Origin of the sequence: Bradyrhizobium sp. 1 (assembly GCF_023073315.1) — a bacterium.
Lineage (GTDB): Bacteria > Pseudomonadota > Alphaproteobacteria > Rhizobiales > Xanthobacteraceae > Bradyrhizobium.
On record NZ_JADPJH010000022.1, the window covers coordinates 253,892 to 271,861 of the forward strand.

15 protein-coding genes and 1 pseudogene are annotated in these 17,970 nt (G+C 62.7%); 2 read left to right on the forward strand and 14 right to left on the reverse strand.

Features of this window, described 5'->3' with window-relative positions:
- Positions 1–69: 69 nt before the first annotated feature.
- The 3 genes from IVB29_RS17885 to IVB29_RS17895 all read right to left on the reverse strand — a co-directional run bounded on the left by IVB29_RS17885 (position 70) and on the right by IVB29_RS17895 (position 5,113).
- Entirely contained in the window at positions 70–1,068 is a 999-nt protein-coding gene (locus tag IVB29_RS17885; RefSeq protein WP_247504691.1) for a tripartite tricarboxylate transporter substrate-binding protein, read from the reverse strand.
- 273 nt (positions 1,069–1,341) lie between these two features.
- A complete protein-coding gene (locus tag IVB29_RS17890; RefSeq protein WP_247504692.1) occupies positions 1,342–2,601 on the reverse strand; it encodes an alpha/beta hydrolase in 1,260 nt (419 codons plus the stop codon).
- A 181-nt stretch (positions 2,602–2,782) separates the two neighbouring features.
- Positions 2,783–5,113 carry a mechanosensitive ion channel domain-containing protein gene (locus IVB29_RS17895; protein WP_247504693.1) on the reverse strand — a complete coding sequence of 777 codons (2,331 nt, stop codon included), beginning with the start codon at positions 5,111–5,113 and terminating at the stop codon, positions 2,783–2,785.
- A 724-nt stretch (positions 5,114–5,837) separates the two neighbouring features.
- Here IVB29_RS17895 and IVB29_RS17900 point away from each other — a divergent pair.
- Positions 5,838–6,722, forward strand: a complete 885-nt coding sequence (locus tag IVB29_RS17900) for an MBL fold metallo-hydrolase (RefSeq protein WP_247504694.1) — start codon at positions 5,838–5,840, stop codon at positions 6,720–6,722.
- Between the two features lie 321 nt (positions 6,723–7,043).
- Here IVB29_RS17900 and IVB29_RS17905 read toward each other — a convergent pair whose 3' ends face one another.
- The 8 genes and pseudogenes from IVB29_RS17905 to IVB29_RS17945 all read right to left on the reverse strand — a co-directional run bounded on the left by IVB29_RS17905 (position 7,044) and on the right by IVB29_RS17945 (position 14,524).
- Entirely contained in the window at positions 7,044–7,976 is a 933-nt protein-coding gene (locus IVB29_RS17905) for a polyphosphate kinase 2 family protein (RefSeq protein ID WP_247504695.1), read from the reverse strand.
- Positions 7,936–8,955, reverse strand: a complete 1,020-nt coding sequence (locus IVB29_RS17910) for a branched-chain amino acid ABC transporter permease (RefSeq protein ID WP_247504696.1) — start codon at positions 8,953–8,955, stop codon at positions 7,936–7,938. Before IVB29_RS17910 ends, IVB29_RS17905 begins: the two co-directional genes overlap by 41 nt.
- Positions 8,952–9,833 (reverse strand): branched-chain amino acid ABC transporter permease, encoded by an 882-nt coding sequence (locus tag IVB29_RS17915; RefSeq protein ID WP_247504697.1) that lies wholly within the window; start codon positions 9,831–9,833, stop codon positions 8,952–8,954. Before IVB29_RS17915 ends, IVB29_RS17910 begins: the two co-directional genes overlap by 4 nt.
- A gap of 25 nt (positions 9,834–9,858) precedes the next feature.
- Positions 9,859–10,563 (reverse strand): ABC transporter ATP-binding protein, encoded by a 705-nt coding sequence (locus IVB29_RS17920; RefSeq protein WP_247504698.1) that lies wholly within the window; start codon positions 10,561–10,563, stop codon positions 9,859–9,861.
- Positions 10,563–11,333 (reverse strand): ABC transporter ATP-binding protein, encoded by a 771-nt coding sequence (locus IVB29_RS17925; protein ID WP_247504699.1) that lies wholly within the window; start codon positions 11,331–11,333, stop codon positions 10,563–10,565. The genes IVB29_RS17920 and IVB29_RS17925 overlap by 1 nt, the downstream gene beginning before the upstream one ends.
- Positions 11,334–11,359: 26 nt before the next feature.
- Positions 11,360–12,669 (reverse strand): annotated as a pseudogene (locus tag IVB29_RS17935) (ABC transporter substrate-binding protein).
- A 95-nt stretch (positions 12,670–12,764) separates the two neighbouring features.
- Positions 12,765–13,469: an NUDIX hydrolase gene (locus IVB29_RS17940; RefSeq protein ID WP_247504702.1), complete on the reverse strand. Its 705-nt coding sequence runs from the start codon at positions 13,467–13,469 to the stop codon at positions 12,765–12,767.
- A gap of 29 nt (positions 13,470–13,498) precedes the next feature.
- A complete protein-coding gene (locus IVB29_RS17945; RefSeq protein WP_247504703.1) occupies positions 13,499–14,524 on the reverse strand; it encodes an ABC transporter substrate-binding protein in 1,026 nt (341 codons plus the stop codon).
- 139 nt (positions 14,525–14,663) lie between these two features.
- Here IVB29_RS17945 and IVB29_RS17950 point away from each other — a divergent pair, with 139 nt between their 5' ends.
- Entirely contained in the window at positions 14,664–15,113 is a 450-nt protein-coding gene (locus IVB29_RS17950; RefSeq protein WP_247504704.1) for a cupin domain-containing protein, read from the forward strand.
- Between the two features lie 55 nt (positions 15,114–15,168).
- Here IVB29_RS17950 and IVB29_RS17955 read toward each other — a convergent pair whose 3' ends face one another.
- Genes IVB29_RS17955 through IVB29_RS17965 form a run of 3 tightly spaced genes read right to left on the reverse strand, consistent with a single transcriptional unit; the run spans position 15,169 to position 17,964 of the window.
- A complete protein-coding gene (locus IVB29_RS17955) occupies positions 15,169–15,942 on the reverse strand; it encodes an anti-sigma factor (protein WP_247504705.1) in 774 nt (257 codons plus the stop codon).
- Complete coding sequence (locus IVB29_RS17960; protein WP_247504706.1) at positions 15,939–16,457, reverse strand: sigma-70 family RNA polymerase sigma factor; 519 nt, start codon at positions 16,455–16,457, stop codon at positions 15,939–15,941. The genes IVB29_RS17955 and IVB29_RS17960 overlap by 4 nt, the downstream gene beginning before the upstream one ends.
- A 40-nt stretch (positions 16,458–16,497) precedes the next feature.
- Entirely contained in the window at positions 16,498–17,964 is a 1,467-nt protein-coding gene (locus tag IVB29_RS17965) for a YncE family protein (protein WP_247504707.1), read from the reverse strand.
- Positions 17,965–17,970 lie beyond the last annotated feature (6 nt).

Consider the following 17,970-nt stretch of genomic DNA (forward strand, 5'->3'; position numbering starts at 1 on the left):
GCGCATCCTTCGCGCCGGCCGCTGCACGGCCTCCTCAGGATGAGGAGGAACGCTTGCGGCGCCGCGCAGCTACTCCGGCTTGATATCGGCGGCCTTCACGATCGGCCACCATTTCTCGGTCTCGGCCTTCTGAAAGCTCGCGAGCCCCGCGGGCGTCTGCTGATCGGGTAGCGGAATTTCCTGACCCAATTCGGCAAATCGCTGCTTCACCGACGGATCGGCAAGGGCGGCGACGATCGCGGCATTCAGCTTTGTGACGATCTCTTTCGGCGTGTTCTTCGGTGCCCAGATGCCGTGCCAGTAGGAGATGTAGAGCCCGGGCAGGCCCGCCTCGTCGACGGTCGGAATGTCAGGCGCAGACACAAGCCTGGTCGGCGCGGTCACGGCGAACGCCTTGATCGCACCATTCTTGTATTGCGGCAGCGAGTTCGACGCCTGGTCGAACATGATGTCGATCTGGCCTGCGACGAGATCGATCATGGCGGGGCCCGCGCCGCGATAAGGTATGAACTGGAAGTCGGTGCCGGTCTTTTCCTTGAAGAAGACGCCGGCAACATGGGCGCCCGTGCCCGCGCCGGCCGTCCCGGCGGTCGCCTTGCCCGGGTTGGCCTTCAGCCACGCGATCATCTCTTTCAGATTGTTCGCCTCAAGCGACTTCCGGCCGACGATGAGCTGCGTGCCCATCGCGATGGTCGCGACCGGCTCGAAATCGGCGATCACGTCATAGGGCAGCTTGAAGATCGCGCCGTTGAGCACATGCGTGCCCCAATGGCCGATGGTGATCGTGGTGCCATCAGGCGTCGCGCGCGCAACGCGGGCGCCCGCGATGCTGCCGGAAGCGCCGGCCACGTTCTCGACCACGATCGTCGTGTGCAGTTCGGCGGCGATCCGTTCGGACAGGATTCGCGCCAGCGTGTCAGTTGGTCCGCCCGCCGCGAACGGCACCACCAGCGTAATGGGGCGGGGCGGAAACGGCTGGGCGCTTCCCGGCGCAGTCCACGTCGCACATCCAATCAACGCGCATGCGACAATCACATGACCGCGCAATCCGGCCCACAGCCCCCGCATCAGTCTCTCCCACCCTTTTTGCCGCCCGCATGTTGTCAGCGGGCTGGAGCCGGAGTGAACGCTGCCGGGCCGGCAGAGGCAAGCTGGAAATGACCCCGGACCGCTTAGGACATGGACTCATAAACTCGCGCTGCAATTCGTGTGAGGTCCGCTCTGCCTCCGATGCCGGCCGTGTTGGCGCAACTCACCCTAGGTCCGAGTTGGGCCATGAGCAGACATGGTTCGAACTGCGGAACGCATCATGTGGCTGCGCTACCGTACGATCAGGTGTTTTCAATTTCCTCGGCGAACGGACTTGAGGTAGTCGTCGATTTGACCTTCCCAGAGGTCAGGATAATGAATGACGTTGTGACCAATGTCGCTGGGCACATTGAACTCGACGAATTGTCCTCGGCCTCCGGCTCTTTCGAACGCTGCAAAGTTTTTCCGGCTGTGACTGAGCGAATAGAACTTGTCACCTTGTCCGTAGAGCCAAATCGTTGAACGGTCGTAGTGCGCACCCCGTTCTAGGAGCGCCTGATTGACCAACGCGGCGCTCGGCGCCTTTTCGCTAAACCACCCACCGACAAAATTGATGACACCGAGGATTTGCTCCGAGTCTGTTCCTGCACAGGCGATGGACAGTGCCCCACCACGCGATTGTCCACCAACTAGAACCGGGCCGGGAGAGACATCCTGCCGTCTCCGAAGGGCGGCATTGGCCGCGCCTATATCGGTCAATGCGCGATCCGCACCGGCCAGCGCTTTGGCGAGATCGCCGAAACTGTTCTGCTCTTCTTCATAGCGTCCACCGGATTTTCCACGACCGCGACGCTGCGGAAAGGCAACGAGCCAGCCCCGTTTGTTGAGGAAATCAGCAACTTCCAGCGAAACCCATGTTTGCTTGATTAACCCGGGTGTCGCGTTGCTGCCGACTGAGCCATGATGGAAGACCGCGAGAGGAAATGGCCCCGAGCCAGGAGGCTTAAAGAAAACGACCTCTAGCCCGATCGGATAGCCATCTTCGAGCAGGTCCGTTTCCAACAATTCGGATGTACCACGGGACCAAGCGACAACAGCATGGGGCCTGAGCAGGGAGGCGAGGTCGCTTTTGATCATCGTCGCCCGCGCAACCCCCGAACCTTTGAAGAACGCGCTCAGCTGGCCTTCGTCATCGATACCGTACTCCGCGATCCCCCCCGGCACTTTAACGGTTAGCGTACGCCCAGAGACAGTAGCATCCAATCGCCGCCAGTTTGCGCGCAATCCCGTGTGAAAATCGTCGCCGAGAGCGTAAACAATGCTTGCCGCACCATCTTCATCGATCCGCTCGACCAACAATATATGCTTGATTTCTCCATTCCATGCTCCAGTCCATACGCCGCTAAAACGTCGTTGCACGTCCGTTCCGGATTGCAGAACAAAGGCCAGTCTGGCGTCTGCTGGCAATGGTACGCCATCGATAACAAAATCGGCGTCTTCCGTGGCGCTCGAGGCGAACGGCCAAGCAACTGCCGCACAACCGAGCATGGAAATAAACTTACGCCGGCGCATGCAAGCAGTTCCATTTAAACGGTTGTATAAACATGTAGCACAACGCTCATCGAGCTTCCATCGCAAGTTTGCGTGTTCGCCCTAGCCTCTGATGTCAGCCTTGGGTCACAAGCCGCCAATCACACGCAAGGTGGGAGACTTCCGCTTTGGATTGGTAAGCCGACCTTAGTGGGTACACGCCCTATCCGGCTGCCCGCCTAGGCGTCAGATTAGCGGCCGTATCAGCCGGCGGCGCGACGTGCATCAAAATGGTCTGGGTGGCGGATGCGACCTCGATGCCGTTCTGCTGAAAGCGTTGCTTCATGCGGCGGTTGAATTCGCGCTGGACCGGCCAGCGGCCCGTCTCGGTGCAGCGGATCTGGCCGACGATCGACACCATGGCGCCGTCGACCTTGTCGACGCCCCAGAGCTCGAGATCGCCGCGGATCAGCGCACGGAATTCAGGCTCGCGGCGCATCTCGTCGACGATGTCCTTGAGGATCTGGCCGGCGCGGTCGGTATCCTCCTTGTAGGCGACGTTGACGCTGACGGACGCATTGCCGGCGCCGCGGCTGGCATTGGTGATGGTCGTGACCGCGCTGAACGGCACGATGTGCACGGCACCGTCGCCGGCGCGGAGCCGAATGGTTCGGATCGAGACGTTCTCGACAACGCCTGACAGCCCGGAGACGCTGACGGTGTCGCCGACCTGCACGGTGTTCTCCAGCAGCAGGAACAAGCCGGTGATGAGATCCTGCACCAGCTTTTGCGAACCGAAGCCGACGGCGATGCCGACGATGCCGGCGCCCGCGAGCAGCGGCGCGACATTGACGCCAAGTTCGCTCAGCGCTGTGAGGCCAACAACGGTCGCGATCAGACAAAGCAGCGCCGTCCGCAGCATCGGCTGGAAGGTGCGCAGGCGCGCAGCACGGGCATAGTGCACGTCGCGGGACAGCGAATTGATCTGGCGATCCAGCAGCGCGTTGCTGGCTTCCCAGATCGCGGCCGCAATGCCTGCTGCGAGCGCGATCGTCACCACGGCCGAAATCAGCCGGCCGCCGATCTGGCCACCGTAGAACCAGACGATGGCATCGACGCCCCACACTTCGAGCACGGCCACGAAGCCGATGAGGGCGATCACGCCAGATACGATCTTGCGCAGCAGCGGCAGATAGCGATTGGCCCGGACTTCGAGGCCGGGAAAGCGCTGGAGGATCTCCGGCTTGATGCGGAAGCCGCGGTCGATCAGGCCCAGCGTCAGCATGATGGTAACACGCGTGATCAGCGCCACCACGATGGTGCCGACGAAATATTGCAGCAGCAGCGAATAGCCGTTGCGGATGTTGAGCGCCCACACCGCCCACAGCGCGAGGTCGAGCGCGATCGCAAGATAATGCCAACCGCCCGCGATGCGGTTGCGCAGGCGGGCTGCAATGCCCTGCCGATCAGCGGGCGCACCGATGGCGTCGGCGACCTGACCACGGCATTGCAGGATGATGACGACGATGAAGAGATGCACGACCAGCATCACCATGCGCAGCAGCGCGGCGTAACCGGCGCGGTGCAGGCCGAGCAGCAGCGCGACATTGGCAAAAGCGATGCCGGAGACGCCGACACCGACGATGCGGCGTGCCCAGATCTCGATATAGGCCGCCGTCTCGGCGCGAACCGGAAACAGGCCGTGGGGTCCCGCCAGCGCGCGGACGACACAGATGAGCCCGCGCGAGAACGCGTAGGCATTGACGACCGCAAGGATCACGAGGCGGACGGTCGCGGGATCGCCGATCTCCGTTCCAAGCAGCGCCGTGGCCACGCCGACAAAGACCAACACGGGAAGCAGTTCGAGCAGGAAGCGTCCCAGCACGAGGGGCAGCCGCAGCGTGATTTGCCAGGCTCGCGCCAGGCTATGGCGGCGCCTGTGCAGTTCGGGCGCGGGGGTGACATCTGCTACCGATGACGGCGGATCGGCAATGGGCAGCACCTGTACCGGCAGGCGCGCGGTTTGCGGCATGCGCCCTTCCAGGAACACGACGGGGCGCCGGATCAGACGAAACATCACCCATTCGGCGCCAAAGGCGCAGCCGAACACCAGAGCGAGCTTCCAGGCGATCTCGATCAGGAGGTTGTAGGCAGCTGGGTCGTTCGCTGTCCGCACGATCCAGTAATAGAACGCCGGGAAGTGTGTGAGCGTCCTGGCCATATCGGCGACGTCTCGCGACATCTCGCCGATCTGCTCGGATACGGTGAGCATGAGCTGCGCACCGAGGCCGTCGGCCGCCAGCGGGATCGGCGACTTTTGTTCGGGCGCCGGCTGCTGCGGACCTGATACATTCGCGATCGCGCGCAGCGTGTCGATCATCTGCGCGCGCTTCTTGTCGTCCTGGAGCGTCTCCAGCGCGCGCGTCGCTTCCTCCGGCGACAGTGCGGCCGCATTGGCGGTGGCCGGCGCCGGCGGCTCGGCGCGAGCTGGGGAGAAAGACGAGATGGCGAGGAAGAGCGCAGCGAGAAGCGCGGAGGCAAACTTATGCGACACGAAGGATTCCTTAGAAAAAATAGATGCGCTCCGGCGGAATCTGAATCTTCCCCGCCGAAACGCATGCGTCATGTCGGATGGGCGTTATTCGCCCGCGCCCTGTGTCGGAAGTTTGCCGATGAGGCGACAATCTCTTGGCATTTGCCGCAACGCAGGATCGGGAACCCGCGGCTTGGCCAAGACGCGCCGCTGAAATGCGGTGCGCACAACACATCTCTCCCGTCATCGCGGGAATCAGACCCGGACTGACCCCGAGTAGGAGAGAGACAACAGGACGTCGGGACATTTACGACGGTGGCATCGTCGAGGCATCCGCCAGTATAGGCGTGCTGAAAACGCACAGCGCCGGGCAGGTAGGGGCTATGCCACACTGATGCAGCCCTCTAGACCTGTACCCGGCGTGCCGTTCGCGGTTTCTGCCGCTATGCGATAGTCCGAACGAGCTCCATCGCACTCAACGCGGCTGGATTTGCGGAGGTGGTGTCATAGACCTCCCCTTGCTCTAGAGGTGGACGTTGCGCGTCGCGTATTCGCGACCATGAGGATGGTCCTCCCATGACATAAAACTGTCAAGCGGGATCAAGGAGGTCTCAAATCACATTTGAAGCCGTTCCATGATGTTCCCGCGACAGATTGGAAAGCGCGGAATAAATCCCTCGACGCAGCGTTTGTGTCGAAGGGATATCTTCTCTCCCGCCTCTCCTTCATTTCCAGAAAGCCAGAGATGAAAGCATCATTTTGTATCGCAATTGTCGCGACCCTCGTGACCGGATCAGCGTTCGCGCAGACCCCGCCACAGACCTCGACCAGGAAGGTCGACGGCACCGACAACGTCTACATCTTCCGCTATGGCGGCCACCAGTCGATGTTCGTGGTGACGCCGAAGGGCGTGATCGCGACCGACCCGATCTCTTATTTGAGACCCGCAAAACCCTATATCGACGCGATCAAGGCGGTCACCGACCAGCCGATCAAATACGTCGTCTACAGCCATCACCATTACGACCACATCGCCGGCGGCCAGCCCTTCAAGGATCTCGGCGCCACCTTCATCGCCCACCGGCGGACCAAGGAGCGCCTGCTCGAGCTGAAGAAGCAGAATTCGCTGCTGGCCGACATCGTGATGCCGGACCAGGTGGTCGACGACCAGAAGATCATCAAGCTCGGCGGCACCACGCTGGAGCTCGACTATGTCGGCCGCAACCATTCCGACAATTCGCTGGTGATGCGGCTGCCGAAGGAGAAGATCGTCTTCGTCGTCGACTTCGCGCCGATCGAGTCGGTCCAGTTCCGCAACATCCCCGACAACGCCTCGCCGCTGGAATATATCGCCTCGCTGAAGAAGCTGGCTTCGCTCGACTGGGAGCGGATGATCCCCGGCCATCCCTATGCCGGCGGCCGGTTCGGCACCAAGAAGGACATCGAGGACGACATCGCCTACATGGAGGACCTCTCCGCCGAAGTGAAGAAGGCGGCCGACGCCGGCAAATGCTTCGACACCGCGATGAAGGAGGTGAAGTTGCCGAAATACGAGAAATGGGCGAATTACGAGGCGAGCCTTCCCGCCAACGTCGAGCGCTTCTGCTACTGGTGGGGCCGGGGTTACTAACCGCGTGCACGAACCTCGTAGGGTGGGCAAAGGCGCACCTGCGCCGTGCCCACCACCTCTACCCGCAATGAAAATTGGTGGGCACGCTTCCGCCTTCGCTGTTCGAGCTACGGCGGACAAGTCGCTTTGCCTACCCTACGGCACCGGTCATGCGGCTGCTCTTGATGCGTCAAGCGGCACCGTCGCGATGATGACACCATACCCCTGTTTTGCCCGACGGGTCAAGTAAATTTCTTAAAATCCGAACGCCCTTTCCGCTCGCCCGCAAGCCGTTGATTTCACTATCGCCGGCTACTGTGCATGGGGTTGTTTTCGCGTTTTTCATTTCGACCGCTTCTTGCCACCCTTCTCCTCCTCCTTTTCCAGCGCCTTGCGCACCTCGTCGAACTCCGCCAGCGAGGCCTTGTCGGCGCGGGGGAAGCGCAGGTCGAGCTTTTCGAGCGCGGCATTGATCGCCGAGCCGATCACGACGCGGGCGAACCATTTGTGGTCGGCGGGCACGACATACCACGGGGCATGAGCCGTCGAGGTGTGGCGGACGATGTCCTGGTAGACCGCCTGGTAGCGCGGCCACAGCGCCCGCTCCTTGATGTCGTCCAGCGAGAACTTCCATTGCTTGGCCGGAATCTCCAGCCGGTCGAGGAACCGCTCGCGCTGCTCCTTTTTGGACAGGTGGAGGAAGAATTTGAGGACGATCGTGCCGTTGCGCGTGAGGTAGCGCTCCCACGCGGAGATGTCCTCGAACCGCTCCTTCCAGATGTTCTTGGTGGCGAGTTCTTGCGGCAGCTTCTCCTTGGCGAGGATCTCCGGGTGCACGCGCGTCACCAGGCATTCCTCGTAATGCGAGCGGTTGAAGATGCCGATATGGCCGCGCTCGGGTAGCGCGACCGCGTGGCGCCAAAGGAAATCGTGGTCGAGCTCCTTGCTGCTCGGCGCCTTGAAGGCATGGACCTCGCAGCCCTGTGGATTGATGCCCTCGAAGATCGCCTTGATCGCGCTGTCCTTGCCGCCGGCGTCCATGGCCTGGAACACGATCAGCAGCGACCAGCGATCCTGGGCGTAGAGCTTCTCCTGGAATTCGATCAGCCGCTTCTTGTTGACGTCGAGGAGCTCCTGCGCCTTCTCCTTGTCGAGATCGCCCTTCTCGTCGGTCTTGTGATCCCTAAGGTGAAACTTGCCGGAGCCGTCGTAGCGGAACGGCGTGATGTAGCGGTCAAGTTCCTGGGCGAGCGATTTGGACGGCTTCTTGCTCATGAGCGCGGGGCACCTTGCGTTGCGGCTTCAGTCGGTCGAGCACGCTACCAAGGATACCCTTGGGAAGGAATATGATGAAAAGCACGAGCAGCACACCGTAGACGAGGTTGTCCCAGCCGACCGCCTTGGTGCCGAAGCCGATGCGCAAGGTCTCCGCCAGCAGGATCGTGATGACGGCGCCGACGGTCGGGCCGAGCGAGACGAACAGGCCGCCGACGATCGCCGCGAACACCATCTGGAGCGACACCGCGATGCCGCTGACCGTGTCCGGGGTGATGAACATCTGGTACTGGCAATAGACCGCGCCCGCGAGCGCCGTCATCACGGCACTGAGCAGCGTGATCTTCAGCTTCTCCGCGGTGACGTCGACGCCGGCCGCAGCCGCGGCGTCCTCGTCCTCCGAGATTGCCTCCAGCGCATAGCGCGCCATGCTGCGGTCGACCCAGTGCCAGACCACGATGCCGAACAGCCAGACCGCAAGCGCGATGAGGTACCAGGTGATCTTGTCGTCGAATTGCAGCGCCAGCAGCTTGTTGCCCGTGGCCCGATTCGGCGTATAGCCGAGCGAGCCGCCGGTATAGTCGCGCGTCGCCGTGATGACCTGGAGCACGATGCCTGACAGCGCCAGCGTCACCAGCACGAAATAGTGCCCGGTGATGCGGAAGCGGAAGCAGGGATAGCCGACGATCAGCGCCAGCGCACCGGCCGCGGCCATGCCGATGGGAATGCCGATCCAGGGCGACCAGCCCAGATGATTCCAGAGCAGCGCGGTGACATAGGCGCCAATCCCCATGAAGCCGCCATGGCCGAGTGAAACGAGGCCGAACCGCCCCATCATCGACCAGGATGTGTAGGCGAACGACCAGATCAGGATCAGCACCAGGATGTGCAGATGATAGGGATCGCGATAGACGAAGGGCAGCGCGACCAGCGCCGCCAGTCCGATCCCCCAGGCTGCAAGCCGCCCCTGCCCCATCATCGGCGCCTCGCAAGCAGGCCCGCGGGCCGGATGAACATCATGACGATGAAGAAGGCGAAAGCGAGCACGTAGCCCCATTCGAGATCGGAGAACAGGCCGCCGAGCGAGATGATCTCGGCGAACACGAAGGCCGCGATGAAGCCGCCGATGAAATTGCCGAGCCCGCCGAGCACGCAGATCAGGAAGGTGATCGGACCGAAGGAGAGGCCAACGAAGGGATGCACGTCGTATTGCAGCACCAGCAGGCAGGCGGCGAGCCCGGCCAGCCCGCCGCCGATCGCGGAGGTGATGAGATACATTCTCTTCGTATCGACGCCCATCAGCGCCATGATCTGCCGGTCCTGCGAGATGGCGCGGATCGCGGTGCCGGTGAAGGTGCGCGTCATGAACAGATAGACCGCGACCATGCCGACCAGCGCCGCCAGAAACGACAGCAGCCGGGCGTAGCTGAAATGCATCTCGCCGAAGGCGAGCACCGGCAGGCGGATGCCGAGATTGCGGAAGTCGATGCCGAAGGCGACGGTGGCAAAGCTCTGGAGCACGAACAGCACCCCGCCGGTTGCGAGCAGCTGGTTAATCGGCGGCGCGGTGAGCAGCGGCGCGATCACGAGATAATGCAGCGCCGCGCCAAGCATCGCGACCAGCAAAATGGTGAACGGCGCGGCGACGAAATAGCTGAGCCCGTAATACTGCACCATGAAATACATGGCGTACATGCCGATCATTACCAGCTCGGCGTAGCAGATCCAGGTGACGTCGATGACGCCGAAGATCAGATTGAGCCCGAGCGCCAACAACGCCAGCACGCCGCCGAGCAGGATGCCGTTGATCACGGCCTCCAGCAGATAGATGTCGAAAATGTCCAAAAATGCCTGCATGCCTGCATGCCCCTCGCCCTGCCCCTCACACTCCGAGATACGCTTCCTTGACCGTGTCGCTCGCCAGCATCTCTGCCGACGTGCCCGACGACCTGATCGTCCCCGCCTCGATCAGATAGGCGCGGTCGACCACTTTCAGCACCTGCTGCACGTTCTGTTCGACGATCAGCACCGTCAGGCCGCTGGCGCGAATCCGCTTCACCAGCTCGAACACCTGCTGCACCACCACCGGCGCCAGCCCCGCCGAGGGCTCGTCGAGCAGAAGCAGCTTTGGATTGGACATCAGCGCGCGGCCGATCGCGCACATCTGCTGCTCGCCGCCGGACATGGTGCCGGCCATCTGGTGGCGGCGCTCCTTCAGGCGCGGAAACAGGTCGAACACAACCGCCAGCCGCTCGGCATAGTGGCCGCGCGCCTCCTTCATGAAGGCGCCCATCTTGAGATTGTCGTCGACCGAGAGCTGCGGAAACAGCCGCCGGTTCTCCGGCACATGCGCAATGCCGAGGCTGACGATCTTGTGCGGCGGTGTTGCGACGACGTCGACGCCCTCCATGGCGATCGACCCGCGCGAGGGACGGATCAGGCCGGAGATGACGCGCATCAAGGTCGTCTTGCCGGCGCCGTTGGGGCCGATGACGCCAACGGCTTCGCCGGCCTTGACGTCGAGATCGACGTCGAACAGCGCCTGAAACGTGCCGTAGCCGGCATTGACGCCGCGAAGCTCCAGCATCACTGCCCTCCTGCGCGACGGCGCGCTTCGGCAGCCGCGGCTTGCGTGGTCTCCGCATCGGTGCCGAGATAGACCTCGATGACGCGCGGATCGCCCGCAACTGCGCTCGGCAGCCCCTCCGAGATCTTCTCGCCGTGATCAAGCACCATGACGCGGTCGACGACGCGCATCAGCACGCCCATGATGTGCTCAACCCAGATGATGGTGATGCCGAGCTCGTCCCGGATGTTGCGCAGCATGTCGGCCGCCTGCCCCATCTCGGCCTCGTCGAGTCCGCCGAGGCTCTCGTCGGCGAGCAGCAGCTTTGGCGCGGTGGCGAGCGCTTTCGCCAGCTCGAGCTTCTTCAGGCCGGCGGCGCCCAGGCCATCGACACTGGCATGTCGATCGGTCGGCAATCCCACCAGCGCCAGCGATCGCTCGGCCGCCTCCTCAGCCTTGATGCGACTATGTCGGCCCTGGCCGTAGAAGCCGGCGAGCGCGACGTTCTCAAAAATGGTCAGGCGGCGGAACGGCCGCGGGATCTGAAAAGTGCGGCCGACGCCGCTGTTGATGATCCGGTGCGGGGCGAGGCCCGCAATCTCATGCCCGGCGAACAGGATCGAGCCCGATGTCGGCGCCAGCGTGCCGGAGAGCATGTTGAAGATCGTGCTCTTGCCCGAGCCGTTGGGGCCGATCAGGCCGAGGATCTCGCCCCGATCGACTTTGAACGACACATTGTTGACGGCGGTGAAGCCGCCAAACCGCTTCACCAGTCCGCTGACCTCCAGCACTCAGCTCTCCTTGCCCGGATGTTGCGCTATTGGTTGCTGTAAGTGCTGCCCTTCGGCAGTGGCAGCACGGCTTCGCGCTGCGCCTGACTCTTGGGCCACACCACGGAGGACTTGTCGTCGATATACTGAATCACGACAGGGAACGAGCGCTCGTTCTGGCCGGCCATCGGCGTGCCCTCGCCGTAGAATTTTACGCCGAAGCCGAGCATGGTGCCGCCCTCGGAATGTCGGTGTCCAGCGCCGCCTTGCGCAGCGCGTCGGGATCGACACCACCGTATTTCTTGATCGCGCGCGGCAATACGTCGGACATGAAGACATAGGTGTTGGATGCGCCGATGCCGACATGAGCCGAGCGGATCGCAACGCCGGGCCGGATCTTGTCGAACTCCTCGCCGACCATCTTGATCACAGGCGAAAGTTTCGGATCCATCGTTTTCTGATTGGCGAGCCAGATCGAGATCGGGTCGGTGTTGAAGATGTAGGCGGCGTCCGCGCCCATCCCCTCTTTCAGCTTTTCATAGACGCCGTAGCCCGCGCCATGCCCCATCAGCGCGCCGAACTTCAGCCCCTGCTCGCGGGCCTGCCGCAGCAGCAACGTGATGTCGGGGTTGTAGCCGGTGTGGAAGATCACGTCGGGCTTGGCGCGCTTCAGCTTGGTCACCAGCGCGGAGAGATCGGGCGCGGTCGCCGAATAGCCCTCCTTCATCACGACGTTGAAGCCCGCCTTCTTCGCGCCGGCCTCATTGCCCCTGGACACATCGACACCGTAGGCGCCGTCCTCGTGGATGATGGCGACGCGCAGATCCTTCGGCTCCTTGTCGAACTTCGCCTTGGCGTTCTGCGCGATGAAGTCCATCGTCATCATGCCGAATTGGTCGCCGCTGGCCTGCGGACGGAAAACGTATTTGTAACCTTTCTCGTTGAACACGGCCGACGAGATGCAAGTCGTCATCCACATGAACTTCTTGAGCTGCTCGACGCGCGCGGCCACCGGCACGCATTGCGCCGAGGAAAAGAAGCCGAGCACCATGTCGACCTTCTCCTGCTCCAGCAGGCGGACGGATTCATTGATGGCGATGTCGGGCTTGCTCTGGGCGTCAGCGTAGACCGCCTCGATCTTGTAACCTTCGACGCCAGTCTTGGCGAAATAGTCGAGGACGATCTTGGCACCGACATAGTTGAGCTCGGACCCGCCGCCTGCGAGTGGTCCGGTCAAATCGAAAACGACGCCGATCTTGATCTTCTTCTCTTGAGCTTCGGCCGAAGCCATCAAGCCCGTCGCTGATATCGCGACCAACAGCCCACGTACCAAGCGGGCAGCCATACGCAGGCGCATCCAAACCTCCCTGGACGATTGTGCATTGCAGTCTTCTTGCTTTTGCTTTTTGGCCCATCACATGGGCTGAGCGAAGCGATGTCAAGCCTCGCGCGTCAGCGCGACGCGAACTGCTGCTCGACGAAGGCCGTGACAAATCGCGGCATGGACGGCGTGAGATCGCTCAATCCGCGCACGAGATGAATGGCCGACAGTTCAGGCTCGTCCTCACGCGCGAGATTGGCCTCGATTTTGGCGCAGGCCACGTCGCCCGGCATGTCCAGGTTGATGATCTGAATCATTGCAATCGACGGACCGGCGACGATGCAGTGCCAGCCCGGCTCGACCCGGTAGTCGGCCGCAGTCAGGCCAGTCTCCTCGCCGAGTTCGCGAACGACACTGCCGGGGATGTCGAGCGCGCCGTCTTTGACATCGTCGAGGTCGGGCGTGCCCGACGGGAAATAGATGCGGCCCGCATTGGCAGTGTGCTGCGCCATCTCGCCCATGACAAAGGCGCCGTCGGATGTGAGCAGCGCGCCCATGCCAAAACCGTTGAACACGGCCTTGTCGGGAAAGCCCCAGTCGCGCCAGGCGAGGAAGCTCGCGAAATCGGCCTCAAAATAGGTGGCGGAGAGATGACTGCCCGTAAACACGGCATCGCGCCCGAGCAGGACGCGCCCGTTCCATATCTTCGGCCGCTCGCGCTGCTTTTCGGCGAAATGCGCCGCGATCTCGGCGCGGCGCTCTTCGGCGAACGGCCAGACGATCGGCCGCACGGCAAGATCAAGCGTCGTGACGCGATGGATGATCAGCGAAGTCATGACGCCTGATTACACGGCCTTCGCGCCAGTTATTTGGCACTCCCCGTGGTCTTCTTGGCCTGTTCGACGTATTTGTTGGTGAAGGTCTTGCTGACGTCGATCTTGGCATTCGCGACCTCGGGCGAGCCGACGCTGAACACCGCGAGCACGGCGTCCGCGCCCTTCGGGTCCATCTTGCCGGTCTCGGAGAACATCGGGATCGTGTTCTTCAGCGCGGCGAGATAGAGGTCCTTGTTCTTGCCGACCATTTCCTCCGGCATCTTCGCCATGATTTCCTCGGGCGAATGCGAATGGATCCAGGCGATCGTGGCGAGCATGGCGTTGGTGAGCGCCTGCGTTTCCTTCTCGTGGCCGTTGATCCAGGCCACCGTCGAATACAGCGCGCCGCCCGGATATTCGCCGCCGAACGTTTCGAGCGTGTCCTTCTGGGTACGAGTGTCGCTGAGGATGCGCAAATCCTTGTGGCTGCCCTGGAGCACGGTGACGGAGGGGTCGAGCATCACAGCCGCGTCGATCTGACCCTGCTCCATCGCGGCGACTGCGGTTGCGCCGAGGCCGACGCCGATCACGGCGGTGCCGGCGGGATCGAGCCCGTTCTTCTTGAGCATGTATTTGAGGAAGAAGTCGGTGGAGGAGCCGGGCGCGCTGACACCGACCTTCTTGCCGGCGAGATCCTTGATCGACTTGATCTCGTTGGTGTGCGAGGGCGAAACTACCAGCACGAGGCCGGGATAGCGGTCATAGACCACGAAGGCCTGAAGCTCCTGCTTCTTGGCGGCCAGATTGACGCAATGGTCGAAATAGCCGGAGACCACGTCGGCGCTGCCGCCGAGCACGGCCTTCAGCGCGTCCGAGCCGCCCTTGAGGTCGACCAGCTCGACATTGAGGCCGGCCTTCTCGTATTCGCCGAGTTGCTTGGCCAGCACCGTCGGCAGATAGCACAGGCAGGCGCCGCCGCCGATCGCGACGGTGACCTTGCTTTGCGCCGCGGCAAATCCGGTGGTGAGCGTCAGCGCCAGCAGCGCGCCGGCAAGCCTGGCAATCGTGTTCTTCATTGGTTTCCTCCGTTCGGCTGGCGGCACCATAGAGCAGCGGGACAGGCTTGAGAAGCACCGCTTAAGTGGCACTGGCCATTGGCCTTTCGCCGCAATAGCATGGGCGTACAACAACAATCTTTGATGGGGAGGATCATCCATGAATCGCCTTGCTGCCGGACTGTCGATCGCCGCCGCCTTTGCCGCCGGATGCGGCGCAAACCAGCTGCTCCGGCCGGCGCTCGCCGCCGAGAACGTCACCGCGCAGATCATTCACACCGGCGAGATGGAGGGGGATGCGCTCGGGCCAGCCAACAATGTCGGCTACCGCTCAAAAATGTTCGCGGGCGCCGACGGCGCCACCGTCTCGATCCAGGTCGGCAACGTGCCCAAGCACATGCATCCCAACACCAACGAGATCCAGTACATCCTGGACGGAACCGGGACGATCTGGCTCGGCGACAAGGAAGTGACGGTGAAGCCCGGCGACCTCGTCATCATCCCCAAGGGCACGCCGCATGGCGGCACCAAGCCAATCAGCGGTCAGGTCAAGGCGATCGCGATCAAGACGCCGCCGCAGGCGCCTGATGACACCAAGCTGCTGGACTGAACGTTCGCACGTCCGGGCTCGCGCCGAGGCGCGGGCCCGCTTTGCGAATTCCGGGCTAAATGGGACGCGCCTGCTTCCGGATCTCGTTCGCGATCGGCTTGAGCGTGTCCGCCGGAAGCTGGCCGACGAGCGTATAGCCCATTCCACTATCCGCCCAGGCAAGGCCCGCGACGTCGCCGGTCGATTGCGGCAGCATCGGTGTATCCTGATTGCCGTTGCTCATCGGACGCGTCAGTACGACAAGGCGGTCGCCATGATCGTCGTCGTACATGAACATTGCGGCCGGGCCATGCGCGGTCGCAACCAGACGCCCTCCCATCAGCCGATAGCCTGATACGGCGAGATCAGGCACCTTGACCGGCTGCTTCAACCGGTTGGAGACCCATTGCGTTAGTTCGGCACTGTCGGAAGCTCGTATCTCGACCGGCCTCACGCGATCCGGTGCGTAGACGCCATAGGAATAGGCGGCCTCCTGCGCCAGTGCAGACAGTCCGCTCGAACCATCCGGCAGCAGGCTGCGCATGCTCCAGCCGCCGAGACCGCCGATTCCGAGGAGCAATAGCGCCGCAATCGCCGCCCACGCCCGCAAAGGACGCCGCTTCCGGCTCTCGATGATGTGCGACAGATTCAGCTCAACCGGCAATGGCTCATCGGCGATCGACGCCAGCGCGCCCCGCAACTGCTCGCGCTGGGCAGCAAAGGCCGCGACGCGCACCGAGACATCTGGGTGATCGTCCAGATAGGATGCGATCTCCGCACGTCGCTCGGGCGCGAGCGCGTGGTCCACATAAGCGTGGAGATCATCTTCCATGATCGGCCGCTGACTCATTTCATACCCCGCAACGCGACGACGTTCCCCGGTGCAACGCCGTCCATCTCCTGAACTAGCCTCTCTCGCGCACGCGACAGTCGGGACATCACGGTCCCGACCGGGATATTAAGCACCGCCGCGGCATCCGCATAGGACAGATCTTCGACTGCAACCAGCAACAACACAGCCCGCTGCTCTTCCGGCAGTCTCGCAAGCTTGTTCAGGACGTCCTGATAGATCACCCTGTGCTCCTGCGCGGCAGCACTGACGAGCTCACTCTCGCCGGCATCGTCGATCGGCATATGCCTGCCCCGCGATGTTGCCTGGCGGAATTGCGTGACCGCCAGATTGTGGAGGATGGTGAACAGCCAGGCGCGCACGCTGCCGTCGCGCCGCTGATGCCAACGGCTGACGGCGCGCTCCAGGCAATCCTGAACCAGATCGTCGGCAGCAGCGCGGTCGCGCACGAGCGCACGCGCATAGCGGCGGAGCGCGGGGATCAGCGGTTCGACCTGAACCAGCATGTCCTTCATGAGGCGCTCCGCCTGCCCTTCGCTGACGCCCGATGGCGCGTCATTGCGTCTCAATCTGGACGGCTTCACCGGGCGTGGCCGCGTCTCCGGATGCGATCACCAGATATCGTTTTCCAGCCGCGGCAGACTGGTCCACGATCTGCCGGATAGGGCCGGCCGCGTTGACGATAGCAGATCCGGCCGGATTGGTCATGAAGGCTGCCAGCGGCTGTAACGGGCCGCTCCCATCACCCCGTTCCGCCAGCGCCAGCACATATTTCTGCTTGGGCTGAAGTCCCGTCACCGAAGCCTGCAGGATCTGGATCAGGCCCTGATCGAACAGCGAGACGCTGGTCGGCGCCTTGCCGTCCTTTCCATCCTTTGACGCAAGCGCCAGATGAGCGACCTGGCCGGCTACGCCGAGCGGCTGCAAATTCTGGCGGTCATCCGGATTCGGCACAGCGTTTGGAACATAAGCAATCGCCTGCGGCGCCTGGCCGATCGGGACATTCGCCACGACGCTGTTGGTCGCAGTGTCGATCGCCGCAAGTGCATCGGCATTCTCAAGCCCGACATAGATGCGCGTGCCGTCGCCGGACGGCCAGATGCCATGCGGCAGATTGCCGACCGGAATCGTCGTGACCTGCGAGAAATCATCCGTCCGGAACACCTTCACTTCATTCAGGCCGCCGATCGTCACATAAGCAAAGGTCCCCTTGGCGGTGTGCGCGAAGTTGACGTGATTTGTGATCGGACCGGTATCGATCGTTTTGATCGGGTTGAACGGCGGCTTGGCGTTGAACACCTGGGTCCGGCCGATATCCTTCAACGTAAACCAGACCTGATTCCCGTCCGGTGTCGCCGCGATGTTCGGACAGAACGGGCTCTCCTGCTTCACCTTGGCGATAATCTTGTGCTCGGCGACGTCGACGACATCTGTCTCAGGGTTGAACGACGAGCAGATGTAGCCGTATTTGCCGTCGGGCGAGAAGATCTGCATCCCCGGCCCGTTCGGAGTGGTAATGCGGGTCTTCTCCGCAAAGCTCTTCGCGTCGATCACGGAGATGTAGTTCTCGCCGCGAACGGTGACCCAGACCTCCTTACCATCAGGCGTGAAGAACGCCTCGTGCGGCGACCGCCCGACATAGGTCGTGTGCTTGACCGCGTTGGTCGCGGTGTCGATGAACGTCACCGAATTGGAGCCGATCGACACCACGGCGAGCGTCCTGTGATCAGGCGAGAAGCCCATGCCATGCACGAGAACCTGCCCCTTGTAGAGCGGGCTGAAATTGCCGGGCTGCGGGTCGCCGAGGCGGATCACGCCAAGCAGCTTGTTGTCGACGGGATCGGTGACCGAGACCGTGTTCGAGAACTGCTCCGCCGCGTAGACGCGGTCGTGATGGCTGATTGGGATATCGGCAGTGGACAGCGCGCCCGGCGCCTGCCCTGCCCACGCCGCGGAGCCGGTGGCCAGCATCGTAGCCGCCAGGAAAATGCTCTTCATGATGTTGCTACGCGACGTCGTCATCTGCGG